Here is a 17,499-nt window from a genome sequence, read left to right as displayed (position 1 = left end):
TACCGCTGATCCCGAACGACGACACCCCCGCCCGGCGCGGACGACCCGTCCGCGGCCACTCCACCTGCTCGGTCAGCAGCTCCACCGCACCCGAGGCCCAGTCCACATGCGAGGACGGGGTATCGACGTGCAACGTCTTGGGCAACACGCCGTGCCGCATCGCCAGCACCATCTTGATCACACCGGCCACGCCCGCGGCGGCCTGGGTGTGACCGAGGTTCGACTTGATCGCGCCCAGCAGCAGCGGCCGGTCGGCTTCACGGTTCTGGCCGTAGGTCGCCAGCAGCGCCTGCGCCTCGATCGGGTCACCCAACCTGGTACCCGTACCGTGCGCCTCCACCGCATCCACCTCGGACGGCGACAACCCCGCACCGGCCAGCGCCTGACGAATCACCCGCTGCTGCGACGGACCGTTCGGCGCGGTCAACCCGTTCGACGCCCCGTCCTGGTTGATCGCCGAGCTGCGCATCACCGCCAGCACCTGATGACCGTTACGGCGGGCATCCGACAACCGCTCCAGCACCAGCATGCCCAAGCCCTCAGACCAGGTGGTGCCGTCCGCGGTGTCGGCGAATGCCTTGCACCGCCCATCGGGCGCCAATCCCCCCTGCGCGCTGAAGCCGATGAACCCGATTGGGGTGGTCATCACCGTGGCACCGCCGGCCAGCGCCAGGCTGCACTCGCCCGAGCGCAGCGCCTGCGCCGCCATGTGCATCGCCACCAGCGACGACGAACACGCGGTGTCCACCGTCACCGCCGGACCCTCCAACCCCAGCGTGTAGGACAGGCGGCCCGACAAAACGCTGGCCGACATACCGGTGATGGCGTGGCCTTCCACGTCTGCCCGGGTGTTCATCATCAGGCTCATGTAGTCCTGGCCGTTGGTGCCCACGAACACGCCGGTGTGGCTGCCCTTGAGCGAGACCGGGTCGATCCCGGCCCGCTCGACCGCCTCCCACACCCCTTCCAGCAGCAGCCGCTGCTGCGGGTCCATCGCCAGCGCCTCACGCGGCGAGATCCCGAAGAACCCCGCGTCGAACCCCGCCACATCCGCCAGGAACCCACCCTGAACATCGAGGCCCGTCCCGGACAGCGTCTCCAGATTCCAGCCTCGATCGGCCGGGACCGGCGAGATCGCGTCCTCGCCCTCGGACAGCAACCGCCACAGCTCTTCCGGCGAGTTCACCCCACCGGGGAACCGGCAGCTCATCCCCACGATCACGATCGGGTCGTCCGCCGTCGACGCCCTCGGCCCGGCCACCACACCCGAGACCGCCGCCTGGTCCTGCCGGCCCAGCAGCTCCGACACCAGGAACCGCGCCAGCACGGTCGGCGTCGGATAGTCGAACACCAGCGTCGCAGGCAACCGCAACCCGGTGGCGATGTTGAGCCGGTTGCGCAGGTCCACCGCGGTCAGGGAGTCGAAGCCCAGCTCACGGAACTCGCGTCCGGGCTGGACGTCCTCCCCCGAGGCGTGCCCCAGCACCACCGCCGCCTGAGCGCGCACCAGCTCCACCACCAGCCGCACCTGCTCGGCCTCCTCCAGCCCCGCCAGCCGCCGCACCAGCTCCGAATCCCCGCCCGCGAGGACGGAGACCGCCGACCGGCGCCCCGCACGCACCAGGCCCCGCATCAGATGCGGCAGCTCGGGGACCGTACGCAGGACCGAGAGATCCAGCCGCGCCGCCACCACCGCCGCGTGATCCGATGCGGCCGCCAGCTCGAACATCGCGAGCCCCTGCTCGGCCGACAGCGCCGGCATCCCCGCTCGCGCCATCCGCTGCAGATCTATCGCCCCGAGGCTGCCGGTCATCCCGGTCTCCTGCGCCCACAAGCCCCACGCCAGCGACACTCCCGGCAGCCCTTCGGCCCGGCGCAGCTGGGCCAGCGCGTCGAGGAACGCGTTCGCCGCCGCGTAGTTGCCCTGACCCGCGTTGCCCATCACCCCCGCCATGGAGGAGAACACGACAAACGCCGCAAGGTCCCGGTCCTGGGTGAGTTCGTGCAGGTGCCAGGCCGCGTCCGCCTTCGGCCGCAGCACCGCATCCAGCCGCTCCGGCGTCAGCGACGGAATCGTGCCATCGGCCAGCACACCGGCGGTGTGGATCACCGCGGTCAGCGGATGCCCGGCGTCCACCCGAGCCAGCAGCGCCGCCACCTGGTCACGGTCGGCCCCATCGCAGGCCGCGATCTCGACCTCGACCCCGTGCGCGATCAGCTCGGCCCGCAACTCCAGCGCACCCGGAGCGTCCAGGCCCCGGCGGCTGGTCAGCAGCAGATGCCGCACACCCCGCTCGGCCACCACGTGCCGCGCGAACAGCGCGCCCAGACCACCGGTACCACCGGTGATCAACACTGTCCCCTCCGGATCCCAGGCCCGATCCTCATCCAGACCAGAGCCGGAGCGAGCCTCGAGGTCAACGCCGTGCTCAGAGCCGGGCGTCACCCGCGCCAGGCGCGGCACCCGCACCTCGCCCCCGCGCACCGCCACCTGCGGCTCACCTGACGCCAGCAGCCCCGGCAGCACATCGAGCAAGGAGAGCAGCGAGGACTCCTGCCCGTCCACATCGACCAGCACGAACCGGCCCGGGTTCTCCGACTGAGCGCTGCGGACAAGCCCTCGCGCCGCCGCCACGACCGGGTCCGGCACCGCTTCATCCTCCACACCGGCACCGGTCGCCACCGCGCCCCGGGTGAGGAACACCAGCCGCGAGTCGGCGAACCGCTCCTCGGCCAGCCACCCCTGCAACAGATCCAGCACGCGGACGGTCAGCGCATGCGCCGACTCCACCACCCCGCCCACCGGATCCGAGACCACCTCCACCAGCACCACCGCCGGCACCGCACCCGCCTCAGCCAGCGACGACAGCTCCGCGTGCACCGGCACCGCAAGACCGCCTGCTTCCCCGGCCGCCCGCCATACGGGGGCAACCCCCAACGCGTCCGCACCCAGCACCGCCACCGGCATCGACGGCACCTGGGCGGCCTCCGGCATACCGCTCACGGGCACCCATTCCACCCGGAACAACGCGTCCTGACCGACCCCGCGACCATCGGAGACCGCCAGCCGCTCGGCCGGGACCGGCCGCAGCACCACCGAGCGCACCGACAGCACCGGCTCCCCGGCCGCGTCCACCGCGCTCAGCGACACCGCGTCCGGCCCTGTCCTGGTCAGCCGCACCCGCAACACCGACGCACCACCCGCGTGCAGGCACACCTGCTCCCACGAGAACGGCAACCGGCCGCCCTCCACCGGCTCCAGCCCGGCGAAGGCCACCGCGTGCAGCGCCGCGTCCAGCAGAGCCGGATGCAGCCCGAACGAAACCGCCCCACCGATCTGCTCCGGCAACCTCAGCTCGGCGAACACCTCACCGTCGCGTCGCCAGGCCGCCCGCAGTCCTTGGAACGCCGGGCCGTAGGCGAAGCCGTCCTCGGCCAGCTCCTCGTACAGCCCCTCCAGCTCGATCGCGGTCGCCCCGGCCGGCGGCCATGTCGCCGCGTCGAACGGCACGACCTCCGCCACCCCGGTCGCCAACGTGCCGGTCGCGTGCCGCGCCCACGGCACCTCCTCGGCCACGTCCGCCGGACGGGCGTACACGCTCAAGGTTCGGCGGCCGGTCTCCTCCGGCGCACCCACCGCGATCTGGATCACGACCGCGTCATCCTCGCCCAGCACCAGCGGCGCGGCCAGCGTCAGCTCCTCGACCACCTCGCAGCCGACCTGGTCACCCGCCCGCACCGCCAGCTCCACGAACGCCGCACCCGGCACCACCACCGAGCCCGCCACCACGTAATCGGCCAGCCACGGCTGCGACGAGAGCGACAAGCGGCCCGTCAGCACCACCCCGTCCGAGTCGGCCAGACCCACCACCGCACCCAGCAGCGGATGATCCGTCGCGGCCAGACCCAGCACCCGGGCATCACCGCTCTGTTTGGCGTTCGGCCAGAACCGCTGGTGCTGGAAGGCGTAGGTGGGCAGGTCGACCCGCCGGCCACCGGTCAGCACGCTCTGCCAGTCCACCGCCACGCCACGGACGAACAGCTCCGCCGCCGAGACCAGCACCCGATCCAGGCCGCCGTCCTCACGGCGCAACGTCCCGGCGATCACAGCCTCCACCTCGGCCGCATCCACGCATTCCTGGACCCCGACCGTCAGCACCGGATGCGGACTCACCTCCACGAACACCCGATACCGCTGCTCCAGCAACACCCCCACCGCCGGAGCGAAACCCACCGTACGCCGCAGATTCTCACACCAATACCCGGCCCCCAGCTCCGCACCCTCCACCCACTGACCCGTCACCGTCGACAGCATCGGCACCCGCACCGGCCCCGGCGCCACCCCCGCCAGGACCCCGGCCAGCTCCTCCCCGATCAGATCCACCTGCGCCGAATGCGAGGCATAGTCCACCGCGATCCGCCGCACCCGCACGTTCTCAGCGGCAAGGCGCTCGACCAGCTCCTCCACCGCCGCGACCTCACCGGCCACCACCACCGAGTTCGGACCGTTCACCGCAGCCACCGAGACCCGCCCGTCCCAAACCGCCACGTACTCACGCACCCGCTCGACCGGCAACGCCACCGACGCCATCGCCCCCAGCCCGGCCAACCGCTCGGCGATCAACCGGCTGCGCAACGCCACCACCCGCGCACCGTCCGACAACGACAGACCACCCGCCACCACCGCCGCCGCGATCTCGCCCTGCGAATGCCCCACCACCGCGTCCGGACGAACCCCCAGCGACTCCCACACCGCCGCCAACGACACCATCACCGCGAACGAGGTCGGCTGCACCACATCCACCCGATCCAGCCCCGGAGCGTCCTCGGTCTGCCGGACCACATCCAGCAACGACCAGTCCACGAACGGCTGCAACGCCGCCGCACACTCCGCCATCCGAGCCGCGAACACCGCCGACTCCTCCAGCAGAGCCGCACCCATCCCCACCCACTGCGCCCCCTGACCAGGGAACACCCACACCGACTTCCCCACGACATCGGCCACGCCCTGGACCACACCGGGCACCGACTCGCCCGCGCCCAGCGCACCGACACCCGCCAGCAGACCCTCACGATCGCGCCCGACCAGCACCGCCCGGTGCTCGAACACCGACCGCGACGACACCAGCGAGAACGCCACATCGGTCAGCCCAAGACCAGGCTCACCCTCCAGATACGACACCAGCCGCCCGGCCTGCGCCCGCAACGCCTCACCCGTACGACCCGACACCACCACCGGAACCACCGGCGATTCCGTCCCGGCGCCGGGCAGCGCATCGGGGCCCTGCGGAGAAGCCACCACCGCGACCTCGGGCCCCTGCTCAATGATCACATGCGCGTTGGTGCCGCTGATCCCGAACGACGACACCCCCGCCCGGCGCGGACGACCGGTCTGCGGCCACTCGACCTGCCCGGTCAGCAGCTCCACCGCGCCCGAGGCCCAGTCCACATGCGAGGACGGCGTGTCCACGTGCAACGTCCGGGGCAGCACACCGTGCCGCATCGCCATGATCATCTTGATCACACCGGCCGCACCGGCCGCCGCCTGGGTGTGACCGAGGTTCGACTTGATCGACCCCAGCAGCAACGGCCGATCCTCATCGCGGTCCTGACCGTAGGTGGCCAGCAGCGCCTGCGCCTCGATCGGGTCACCCAGCGTCGTACCGGTCCCGTGCCCCTCGACCGCATCCACCTCGGCCGGCGACAACCTCGCACCGGCCAGCGCCTGACGGATCACCCGCTGCTGCGACGGACCGTTCGGCGCCGTCAACCCGTTCGACGCACCGTCCTGGTTCACCGCCGAACCACGGACGATCGCCAGCACTTCATGACCGTTGCGGCGGGCGTCCGACAACCGCTCCAGCACCAGCATGCCCACACCCTCGGAATAGCTGGTGCCGTCCGCGGTGTCAGCGAAGGACTTGCACCGGCCATCGGGCGACAGCCCTCCCTGAGTGCTGAAGTCGATGAACGCCACCGGGGTGGCCATCACGGTCGCGCCACCCGCAAGCGCCAGATCGCAGTCACCCGAACGCAGCGCCTGCGCCGCCATGTGCAGCGCCACCAGCGACGACGAACACGCGGTGTCCACCGTCACCGCCGGACCCTCCAGGCCCAGCGCGTACGAAATGCGGCCGGTCGCGACGCTTCCCGCCGTACCGGTACCAATGAAGCCCATGGCCTCCGGCGGGAACTCGGCGCTCATCCCGTAGTCGTGGTAGAAGATGCCGGCGAACACACCGGTACGGCTGCCGCGCAACGAGACCGGGTCCATGCCCGTCCGTTCGAAAGCCTCCCACGACGTCTCCAGCAGCAGGCGCTGCTGCGGGTCCATCGCCAGCGCCTCACGCGGCGAGATCCCGAAGAACCCCGGATCGAACTGCGTGGCGCTCTCCAGGAAGCCACCCTCGCGCACATAGCTGGTACCCCGGCTCTCCGGATCCGGGTTGTACAGCGCCCCCAGATCCCAGCCGCGCGTGGTCGGGAACTCGGAGATCGCATCCCCGTCCTCGGAGACCAGCCGCCATAGATCCTCCGGAGAGTCGACCTCACCCGGGAAGTGGCAGGCCATGCCCACGATCACGATCGGGTCGTCGCTCAGCGGCATGACGGGCGCCGGAATGATCGCGTCGGCGTGCTCGCCGAGCAACTCGGCCAGCAGGAAGTCCGCCAGCACGGTCGGTGTCGGGTAGTCGAACACCAGCGTGGACGGCAACCGCAGCCCGGTCGCGGCGTTCAGCCGGTTGCGCAACTCGACCGCGGTAAGACTGTCGAAGCCCAGCTCGCGGAACTCCCGCCGCACCTCCACCGTCTCCGGCGAGACATGCCCCAGCACCATGGCCACCTCGATGCGCACCAGGTCCACCAGGACCTCGGCACGCTCGGCCGCCCCCAGCGGAGCCAGCCGCTGCAGCAACGTCGCCGCCACCACCGAACCGGACGCCGCCGACCGCCGACCGCCCCGCACCAGACCCCGCAACAGCGGCGAGACCTCACCCTGCGCGCGCAGCACCGCCAGCTCCAGCCGGAGCGGGATCACCACCGGCCGGGCCACCCGACCGGCGGCGTCGAACAGCGCCAGCCCCTGCTCCACCGACAGCGGCGGCATGCCCGTCCGGGTGATCCGCCGCATGTCGGCGTCGCTCAGCGTTCCGGTCATTCCGGTGTCCTGGGTCCAGGCACCCCAGGACAGCGACAATGCGGGCAGCCCCTCGGCCCGGCGCGCCTGCGCCAAGGCATTGAGGAATGTGTTCGCAGCCGCGTAGTTCCCCTGCCCGGGTGCTCCCATGACACCCGACAGCGATGAGTACGTGATGAACGCCGCGAGGTCCAGATCCCGGGTCAGCTCGTGCAGATGCCAGGCGGCGTCGACCTTGGGCCGCAGGACCCTGCCCAGCCGCTCCAGACTCAGCGACGGGATCGTCGCGTCCTCCAGCACACCGGCGGTGTGGATCACCGCGGTCAGCGGATGCCCGGCATCCACACCGGCCAGCAGGGCCGCCACCTGATCCCGATCCGCCATGTCACAGGCGGCGATGTCCACCTCGACCCCGTGCGCGATCAGCTCGGCCCGCAACTCCAGCGCACCCGGAGCATCCAGGCCCCGGCGACTGGTCAGCAGCAGATGCCGCACCCCCCGCTCGGCCACCAGATGCCGGGCCAGACTGCCGCCCAAGCCGCCGGTGCCACCGGTGATCAGAACCGTCCCCTCGGGCTCCCACGACCGTTCGGCCTCCTCGGCCGGTGTCACCCGCGCCAGGCGCGGAACCCGCACCCCGCCCTCGCGCACCGCCGCCTGCGGCTCACCCGAGACCAGCATCCCGGCCAGTACCGACGAGGACAACTCACCGTCGGCATCGACCAGCACGAACCGGCCCGGGTTCTCCCATTGGGCCGACCGGACCAGGCCCCACACCGCCGCGGCCGCCAGATCGGCGACCACATCGCCTTCCCGCGCCTCGACCGCACCCCGGGTGACGAACACCAGCCGCGACGTCTCGAACCGCTCATCGGCCAACCACCGCTGCAGCAGGCCCAGGACATCTGCGACCAGCGCGTGCGTCGACTCCACCACGTTCTCGGCATCGGCCGATCCCACGGCGACCATGACCACATCCGGCACCGAATCCAGCGAGGCGAGCTCTCCGGTCAGCTCGACCACACTCGCATCGGTCTTCGAGTCCAGCACCTCCGGCAGCGAGATCCAGTCCAGCCCGAACAGGGAATCCCGCTCCACTCCACGGCTGCCGCCGGCGCCGACAAGCTGGTCGGGCGTGAAGGGACGCACGATCAGCGACCTCGCCGACAGCACCGGCTCCCCCGCCAGGTCCACCGCCGTCAGGGAGACCGAGTCGGTACCCGTCCTGGTCAGCCGCACCCGCAGCAGTGCCGCCCCACTCGCGTGCAGGCACACCTCTCCCCAGGAGAACGGCAGCCAACCACCCTCGACCACGTCCAAGCCGGCGAAGCTCACCGCGTGCAACGCCGCGTCCAGCAGAGCCGGATGCACTCCGAACGAACCCGCGTTCGACGCCGCCTGCTCGGGCAGCGCGACCTCGGCGAAGATCTCTCCATCGCGCTGCCATGCGGCCTGCAGCCCCTGGAACACCGGACCGTACCCCAGCCCTCGGGTGGCCAGCTCGTCGTAGATGCCGTCCAGCGCGATCGCGGTCGCGCCGGCCGGGGGCCACACCGCCGTGTCGAACGGCGCGACGGTCCGGCTGCCCGTGGCGAGCGTGCCGGTGGCGTGCCGCACCCACGGCACATCGTCACCGGCCTGCGCCGGCCGGGAATAGACGTTCACCGCACGTCGGCCGGTCTCCTCCGGCGCACCCACCGCGATCTGGACCACGACCGCGTCATCCTCGCCCAGCACCAGCGGCGCGGCCAGCGTCAGCTCCTCGACCACCTCGCAGCCGACCTGGTCACCCGCCCGCACCGCCAGCTCCAGGAACCCGGTACCCGGGAAGAACACCATCCCGGCCACCACGTGATCGGCCAGCCAGGGGTGCGACGAGAGCGACAACCGCCCGGTCAGCAGCACCCCGTCCGAGTCGGCCAGACCCACCGCCGCACCCAGCAGCGGATGATCCGTCGCGGCCAACCCCGCCGCGGCCACATTCCCCGCACCGGTACCCGCACTGCCATCAGGCCAGAACCACCGGTGCTGGAAGGCGTAGGTGGGCAGGTCGACCCGCCGGCCACCGGTCAGCACGCTCTGCCAGTCCACCGCCACGCCTCGGACGAACAGCTCGGCCGCCGAGACCAGCACCCGATCCAGGCCGCCGTCCTCACGGCGCAACGTCCCGGCGATCACAGCCTCCACCTCGGCCGCATCCACGCATTCCTGGACCCCGACCGTCAGCACCGGATGCGGACTCACCTCCACGAACACCCGATACCGCTGCTCCAGCAACACCCCCACCGCCGGAGCGAAACCCACCGTACGCCGCAGATTCTCACACCAATACCCGGCCCCCAGCTCCGCACCCTCCACCCACTGACCCGTCACCGTCGACAGCATCGGCACCCGCACCGACCTCGGCGCCACCCCCGCCAGGACCCCGGCCAGCTCCTCCCCGATCAGATCCACCTGCGCCGAATGCGAGGCATAGTCCACCGCGATCCGCCGCACCCGCACGTTCTCAGCGGCAAGGCGCTCGACCAGCTCCTCCACCGCCGCGACCTCACCGGCCACCACCACCGAGTTCGGACCGTTCACCGCAGCCACCGAGACCCGCCCGTCCCAAACCGCCACGTACTCACGCACCCGCTCGACCGGCAACGCCACCGACGCCATCGCCCCCAGCCCGGCCAACCGCTCGGCGATCAACCGGCTGCGCAACGCCACCACCCGCGCACCGTCCGACAACGACAGACCACCCGCCACCACCGCCGCCGCGATCTCGCCCTGCGAATGCCCCACCACCGCGTCCGGACGAACCCCCAGCGACTCCCACACCGCCGCCAACGACACCATCACCGCGAACGAGGTCGGCTGCACCACATCCACCCGATCCAGCCCCGGAGCGTCCTCGGTCTGCCGGACCACATCCAGCAACGACCAGTCCACGAACGGCTGCAACGCCGCCGCACACTCCGCCATCCGAGCCGCGAACACCGCCGACTCCTCCAGCAGAGCCGCACCCATCCCCACCCACTGCGCCCCCTGACCAGGGAACACCCACACCGACTTCCCCACGACATCGGCCACACCCGCAACCACGCGCGGCGCCGACTCGCCCGCGCCCAGCGCATCGACACCCGCCAGCAGACCCTCACGATCGCGCCCGACCAGCACCGCCCGGTGCTCGAACACCGACCGCGACGACACCAGCGAGAACGCCACATCGGTCAGCCCAAGACCAGGCTCACCCTCCAGATACGACACCAGCCGCCCGGCCTGCGCCCGCAACGCCTCACCCGTACGACCCGACACCACCACCGGAACCACCGGCGATTCCGTCCCGGCGCCGGGCAGCGCATCGGGGCCCTGCGGAGAAGCCACCACCGCGACCTCGGGCCCCTGCTCAATGATCACATGCGCGTTGGTGCCGCTGATCCCGAACGACGACACCCCCGCCCGGCGCGGACGACCGGTCTGCGGCCACTCGACCTGCCCGGTCAGCAGCTCCACCGCGCCCGAGGCCCAGTCCACATGCGAGGACGGCGTGTCCACGTGCAACGTCCGGGGCAGCACACCGTGCCGCATCGCCATGATCATCTTGATCACACCGGCCGCACCGGCCGCCGCCTGGGTGTGACCGAGGTTCGACTTGATCGACCCCAGCAGCAACGGCCGATCCTCATCGCGGTCCTGACCGTAGGTGGCCAGCAGCGCCTGCGCCTCGATCGGGTCACCCAGCGTCGTACCGGTCCCGTGCCCCTCGACCGCATCCACCTCGGCCGGCGACAACCTCGCACCGGCCAGCGCCTGACGAATGACGCGCTGCTGCGACGGACCGTTCGGCGCCGTCAACCCGTTCGACGCACCGTCCTGGTTCACCGCCGAACCACGGACGATCGCCAGCACTTCATGACCGTTGCGGCGGGCGTCCGACAACCGCTCCAGCACCAGCATGCCCACACCCTCGGACCAGCCCGCGCCGTCGGCCGCGTCCGAGTAGGACTTGCACCGCCCGTCGCCGGCCAGGCCGCCCTGCCCGGTGAAGTCGATGAACGGGCTCGGCGTGGCCATCACGGTCACGCCGCCGGCCAGGGCCAGCGAGCAGTCACCGCCGCGCAGCGCCTGCGCGGCCAGATGCAGCGCCACCAGCGACGACGAGCACGCGGTGTCCACCGTCACCGCCGGACCCTCCAGGCCCAGCGTGTACGAAATGCGGCCGGTCGCGACGCTTCCCGCGGTACCGGTACCCATGAAGCCCAGCACGTCCGCCGGGAACGGCAGGCTGGTCGCGTAGTCGTGGTACATGACGCCGGCGAAGACGCCGGTACGGCTGCCGCGCAGCGAGGTCGGGTCGATCCCGGCCCGCTCGACCGCCTCCCAGGTGGTCTCCAGCAGCAGGCGCTGCTGCGGGTCCATCGCCAGCGCCTCACGCGGCGAGATCCCGAAGAACCCGGGATCGAACTCCCCGGCCTCGTGCAGGAAGCCACCCGCTTCCACATAGTTGACGGCTCGGCCCTCGGTGCTCCCCTCAAGGGAGCCACGGCTCCAGCCGCGCGTCGTCGGGAAGGGGGAGATCGCATCCCCGCCTTCACTGACCAGCCGCCACAGATCCTCCGGCGAGGTGACCCCACCCGGGTAACGGCAGGCCATGCCCACGATCACGATCGGGTCGTCCGCGACCGGTACCACCGACGCGGGGATGACCACGTCGGCGTCCTCACCGAGCAGCTCGGCCAGCAGGAACTCCGCCAGCATGGCCGGCGTCGGGTAGTCGAACACCAGCGTGGCCGGCAGCCGCAATCCGCTCACCCCGTTCAGCCGGTTGCGCAGCTCGACCGCGGTGAGGGAGTCGAAGCCCAGCTCACGGAACTCCCGCCGTACCTCCACCGTCTCCGGCGACGCGTGCCCGAGCACGACCGCCACCTCGGTCCGCACCAGATCCAGCAGGACCTCGACGCGCTCGGCCAGGCCCAGCGGGGCCAGCCGCTGCAGCAACGTCGCGGCCACCACCGAACCGGACGCCGCCGACCGGCGCCCACCCCGCACCAGACCGCGCAACAGCGCCGGCACATCACCCTGCATCCGCAGCGACGGCAGGTGCAGCCGGACCGGAACCAGCACCGCGTGCTCAAGCGCGGTGGCGGCCTCGAACAGGGCCAGGCCCTGCTCCAGTGACAGCGCCGGCATCCCCGCCCGCGCCATCCTGCGCATGTCGGTGTCGTCCAGCGTGCTGGTCATCCCGACGTCCTGGGTCCAGGCTCCCCAGGCCAGCGACAGCGCGGGCAGTCCCGCGGCCCGCCGGTGCTGGGCCAGCGCGTCCAGGAAGACGTTGGCAGCGGCGTAGTTGCCCTGCCCGGCGTTGCCCATCACCCCGGCCAGCGAGGAGAACACCACGAACGCCGCCAGGTCCAGGCCCCGGGTCAGCTCGTGCAGGTGCCACGCGGCGTCCACCTTCGGCCGCAACACCGTGTCCAGCCGCTCCGATGTCAGTGACAGGATCGTCCCGTCGTCCAGCACACCGGCGGTGTGGATCACGGCGGTCAGCGGATGCTCGGCCGGCACCTCTGCCAGCAGTTCCACCACCGCGTCCCGGTCCGCCACATCGCAGGCCACTATCCCGACCTCGACGCCGTGCGCGATCAGCTCCGCCCGCAGCTCCATCGCGCCGGGGGCGTCCAAACCCCGGCGGCCGGCCAGCAGCAGGTGCCGCACTCCACGCTCGGCCACCACGTGCCGCGCGAACTGCGCGCCCAGCCCACCGGTCCCACCGGTGATCAGTACCGTGCCATCCAGGTTCCACGGCCGTCCGGCCTCATCGGCCGGTGCCACCCGCGCCAGGCGCGGAACCCGCACTCCGCCCTCGCGCACCGCCGCCTGCGGCTCACCCGAGACCAGCACCCCGGCCAGTACCGACGAGGACAACTCACCGTCGGCATCGACCAGCACGAACCGGCCCGGTTCCTCCCACTGGGCCGACCGCACCAGTCCCCACACCGCGGCGGCCGCCAGGTCCGCGACGGCCTCGCTCTCGCTCGTCGCGACGGCGCCCCTGGTCACGAAGACCAGCCGGGAGCGGCGGCAGCGATCGTCGGCCAGCCACGCCTGCAGCAGGCCCAGCGCCGCGGTGGTCAACTCGTGAACCCCGGTGACCACGTCGCCCTGCTCCGCGGAGCCGACCGTGACGGTCACCGTCTCCGGCACCGTCTCCAGCGCCGCCAGCGCCGCCTCCGGATCCGATGCCAGATCCAGGGTCGGCTCGACCGGGTCGAGCCCGGTGCCGGCCTCCGCCGGTGTCTCGGGCAACGCCGTCCAGGTCAGCTGGAACAGCGAGTCCCGGTACGGGTCGCGGCCGCTACCGGCGGCCAGCTGGTCGGCTGCGACCGGCCGCAGCACCAGCGAGCGCGCCGACAGCACCGGCTCCCCTGCGCCGTCCACCGCGATCACCGAGACCGCGTCGCCACCGGTCCTGGCCAGCCGCACCCGCAGCATCGACGCGCCACCGGCGTGCAGGCACACCTCACCCCACGAGAACGGCATCCGGCCGCCCTCGGCATCGTCCAGCCCCACAAAGGTCACCGCGTGCAGCGCCGCGTCCAGCAAGGCCGGATGCACCCCGAACGCACCCGCACTCGACTGCGCCTGCTCGGGCAGGACGACCTCGGCGTACACCGCACCGTCCGCACCCCGCCAGGCCGCTCCCAGCCCCTGGAACACCGGCCCGTAGTGGAACCCGCCTGCGGCGAACTGCTCGTACAGGCCGTCCAGCTGGATGGCCGTCGCATCACGCGGCGGCCACACCGCCGCGTCGAAGCCGGCCGCGGTGTCGGCGAGTGCGCGAGACCGACCATCGGCCACGGCCAGCACACCGGTGGCGTGCCGTACCCACGGCTCCTCGTCGGCGGCCTCGGCCGGGCGGGCGTAGACGCTCAGGTTGCGGCGGCCGGACTCCGCCGCCGCGCCCACCCACACCTGTACGGCGACGGCGTCCCGCTCGCCGAGCACCAGCGGCGCGGTCAGGGTCAGCTCCTCCACCAGGTCGCAGCCGACCTGGTCACCGGCCCGTACGGCCAGCTCCAGGAACCCGGTACCCGGGAAGATCACCATGCCGGACACCGCGTGATCGGCCAGCCACGGATGTGACCGCAACGACAACCTTCCGGTGAGCAGCACTCCGGCCGAGTCGGCCAGCCCGACCGCGGCGCCCAGCAGCGGATGCCCGGCGGAGGCCAGACCCGCGGCCGCCACGTTCCCCAGCCGGGAGCCGGCCTCGTCGGGCCAGAAACGCCGGCGCTGGAACGCGTACGTCGGCAGATCGACCCGGTGCCCGCCCCGGAGCACCGCCTGCCAGTCCACCGGTACTCCACGCACGTGCAGCCGCGCCAGCGCCTCCATGATCGCGCTGTGCTCGTCCCGGTCCCCGCGCAGCACCGGCACCAGTACCGCATCGGTGCCGGAGAGCTGGGCCGGTGAGTCGTGCGCGGTGAGCTCGGCCAGGGTGTCCTGGGCCATCGCGGTGAGCACTCCGTCCGGCCCGAGCTCCAGGTAGGCCGTGGCCCCCTGCCGGTGCAGCGTCCGTACCCCGTCGGCGAAGCGCACCGCGCTCCGCACCTGCTCCACCCAGTAGTCGGGCGAGCACAGCTGCTCGGCCGTGGCCATCTCACCGGTCACCGTGGACACGATCGGAATCCGCGGCGCGCTGAAGGTCAGCGTCCGGGCCAGGGCACGGAAGTCCTCCAGCATCGGGTCCATCAACGGCGAGTGGAACGCGTGCGACACCCGCAACCGCCGCGTCTTGACCCCACGCTCCTCCAGCGCGGCCACGATCTCAAGAACGGCCTGCTCATCCCCAGAGATCACCACGGACGCCGGGCCGTTGACGGCCGCGACCGACACCGTACGGTCGGCCAGCAGCTCGGCGACCTCCTCCTCGGAGGCCCGCACCGCCACCATGGCCCCGCCCGGCGGCAGCGCCTGCATCAACCGGCCGCGCGCCGCCACCAGCGCGCACGCGTCCGACAGGGACAGCACCCCGGCCACGTGCGCCGCGGTGATCTCCCCGATCGAGTGCCCCGCCATGACCTCCGGCCGGACCCCCCATGACTCGACCAGCCGGAACAGCGCCGTCTCCACCGCGAACAGCGCCGGCTGCGCCCAGCCGGTCTGGTCGAGTGACTCCGCCTCGGCCGTACCCGGCTCGGCGAACAGCACCTCGCGCAACGACCCGTCAAGCATCGGGTCCAGCTCGGCGATCACCTCGTCCAACGCCGCCGCGAACACCGGGAACCTGTCGTACAGCTCCCGGCCCATTCCCGCCCGCTGGCTGCCCTGACCGGTGAACAGCACCGCCGGCTTCGATTCGGCCGCGGCCTGCCCCTGCAGCACGCCCGCACCCGGCCGGCCTTCGGCCAGTGCCCGCAGACCGGCCCCCACACCGGCATGGTCGGCGGCCACCACGGCCGCCCGATACTCGAACGCCGAGCGCGTGGTGGCCGTCGAGAACGCCACATCGGCCAGTCGCAGACCGGGCTCGCCGTCCAGGTACGCCGCGAGCCTCCCGGCCTGCGCCCGCAACGCCTCCGCCGACCGGCCGGAGACCAGGACCGGCACGGCAGCGTCCGACGCGGGTGGGCGGCTCTCGAACTCCTGGCCCTCGGACTCCGCGTCCTGCGTTTCGACCCACTCGATGATCATGTGGGCGTTGGTGCCGCTGATCCCGAAGGACGACACCGCCGCCCGGCGAGGGTGATCGGCCTGCGGCCACTCGGCCGGCTCGGTCAGCAGCTCTATCGCGCCCGAGGCCCAGTCCACGTGCGAGGACGGCTCGTCCACGTGCAGCGTCCTGGGCAGCACCCCGTGTCGCATCGCCATGACCATCTTGATCACACCGGCCACGCCGGAGGCCGCCTGGGTGTGACCGATGTTCGACTTCAGCGATCCGAGCAGCAGCGGCCGGTCCTCCGGCCGGTCCTGCCCGTACGTCGCCAGCAGCGCCTGCGCCTCGATCGGGTCGCCCAGCGCCGTGCCCGTGCCGTGCCCCTCCACCACGTCCACCTCGGCGGGGGTCAAGCCCGCGCCGGCCAGGGCCTGACGGATCACCCGCTGCTGCGAAGGACCGTTAGGCGCGGTCAACCCGTTGGACGCACCGTCCTGGTTCACCGCGGAACCCCGCAGGACGGCCAGGACCTGGTGGCCGTTGCGCCGCGCGTCGGACAGGCGCTCCAGGACCACCACGCCCACGCCCTCGGCCCAGCTGGTGCCATCGGCGGCATCCGAGTAGGACTTGCACCGCCCATTGGCGGCCAGCCCGCCCTGAGCACTGAACTCCATGATCCCCATCGGCGTGGCCACCACGGTCACACCACCGGCCAGCGCCAGCGAGCAGTCACCCGCGCGCAGCGCCTGCGCCGCCAGGTGCATCGCCACCAGCGACGACGAGCACGCGGTGTCCACCGTCACCGCCGGGCCCTCCAGACCCAGCGTGTAGGACAGCCGGCCCGAGGTCACGCTCCCCGCCTGGCCCGTCACCATGAAGCCACGGGCCTCGTCCGACGGGATGTAGCCGGAACCGCCGGCGCCGACGTAGACACCCGTGTCGCTGCCCCGCAGCGACAGCGGATCGATTCCGGCGCGCTCGAACGCCTCCCAGGTGGTTTCCAGCAGAACGCGCTGCTGCGGATCCATCCCCAGGGCCTCACGTGGCGAGATTCCGAAGAACCCGGCGTCGAACTCCGCGGCGTCGGACATGAAGCCGCCCTGGAAGTCCAGGTCGCCGTTCACCTGCCAGCCCCGGTCGACCGGCAGCGGGGAGATGGCGTCGCGTCCCTCGGTGACGAGCTGCCACAGATCCTCGGGAGAGTGCACCTCGCCCGGATAGCGGCATGCCATCGACACGATCACGATCGGGTCGTCTGCCACCGACGCGATCGCCGTCGGCACAATGACGTCACCGTGCTCACCCAGCAGCTCGGCCAGCAGGAACTCCGCCAGCACCACGGGGGTCGGGTAGTCGAACACCAGGGTGGCGGGCAGCCGCAGCCCGGTCGCGACGTTCAGCCGGTTGCGCAGCTCAACCGCGGTGAGGGAGTCGAAGCCCAGCTCGCGGAACTCCCGCCGCACCTCCACCATCTGGGGGGAGTCGTGTCCCAGCGCCGTGGCGGCCTGGGCCCGGACCAGCTCGATCAGCAGCCGGCTGCGGTCGGCGGGGGCCAGCCCGGCCAGCTGCCGCAGCAACGCCCCGTCCGCACCCGACACCGGGGCCGCCGCCGTACGGCGCGTGCCCCGCACCAGCGAGCGCAACAGCGGCGGCACCTCACCGAACGCCCGCAACGCCGGCAGGTTGAGCCGAACCGGTGCGACCACCGGCGTGTCGCAGC

General features: G+C 72.0%; 1 protein-coding gene (only partly in view). It reads right to left on the bottom strand.

All 17,499 nt of this window come from inside a single coding sequence — locus OG884_RS30775, SDR family NAD(P)-dependent oxidoreductase, on the bottom strand. Of the gene's 35,637 coding nucleotides, 17,296 precede the window and 842 follow it; the stretch shown corresponds to coding positions 17,297–34,795, spanning codon 5,766 (partial) through codon 11,599 (partial); reading right to left, the first codon wholly in view occupies positions 17,495–17,497. Both codon boundaries (start and stop) fall beyond the window edges.

Source organism: Streptosporangium sp. NBC_01755, from assembly GCF_035917995.1.
GTDB lineage: Bacteria > Actinomycetota > Actinomycetes > Streptosporangiales > Streptosporangiaceae > Streptosporangium.
The sequence above is the reverse complement of the archived record's forward strand: the minus strand, read 5'-3'. Positions and strand labels throughout refer to the sequence as shown.